Below are 1000 nucleotides of genomic sequence, written 5' to 3'. Positions count from 1 at the left end.
AAGGATGCTTCATGGCCACCTTGCTCTACCGGCTCGGCCGAGCCTCGTTCCGCCGTCGGCGGATGGTCCTCGTCCTGTGGCTCGCCGTACTGGCCGCGCTCGGCGGGTCCGCCGCCGCCTTCATGGGCTCCATGGCGAGCAACTTCTCGATGCCCGGCACCGAGGCGCAGCGCGCGCTCGACACCCTGGCCAAGGAGTTCCCGCAGGCCTCCGGCGCGACCGGCACCATCGTCGTCGCCGCCCCCGAGGGCCGGCAGCTGGCCTCCCCGCAGGACCGGGCGGCCCTGCAGGCACTGGTCAAGGAGGCCTCGGCCCTGCCCGGCGTGCTGGCCGCCCTCGACCCGTTCCAGACCAAGGCGCTCTCCCCGGACGGCCGCTACGCGCTGATCCAGGTGCAGTTCGCCGCCCGCGGCGACGAGGTGACCGACGCCCAGCGCGACGCCTACGCGCAGGTGGGCGCGGCCGCCGAGGCCGCCGGCCTGCGGGTGGCGGCCGGCGGCGAGGTGACCGGCGCCGAACCGGAGATCGGCTCCACCGAGGCCCTCGGCGTCGCGATGGCGGCCGTCGTGCTCGTCGTCACCTTCGGCTCGCTGGTCGCCGCCGGGATGACCCTGCTCAACGCGCTCATCGGCGTCGGCGCCGGAATGGCCGGGCTCTACGCCCTCAGCGGCGCGGTCGAGCTGACCACCACCGCCCCCATCCTGGCCCTCATGCTCGGCCTGGCCGTCGGCATCGACTACTCGCTGTTCATCACCTCCCGGCACCGGCAGAACCTCGCCGACGGGCTGGAGCCGGAGGAGGCCGCCGGGCGCGCCGTCGGCACCGCCGGCTCGGCCGTCGTCTTCGCCGGCGCCACCGTGGTCATCGCGCTCGCGGGCCTGACCGTGGTCGGCATCCCGTTCCTGACCATCATGGGCCTGGCCGCCGCGGGCACCGTGGCCGTCGCCGTGCTGGTGGCGATCACGCTCCAGCCCGCGCTGCTCGGCTTCGCCGGCCGCCG

At 75.3% G+C, this 1000-nt stretch carries 1 protein-coding gene; it reads left to right on the top strand.

Going from position 1 to position 1000, the window contains the following annotated elements; translation table 11 throughout:
• Nucleotides 1-11: 11 nt before the first annotated feature.
• The coding region (locus tag ACWJ6R_RS37015; protein WP_449066652.1) for an MMPL family transporter at nucleotides 12-1000 on the top strand (989 nt) is incomplete at its 3' end.

The organism is Planomonospora algeriensis (assembly GCF_977012225.1).
This window is presented reverse-complemented; position numbering and strand designations above follow the sequence as displayed.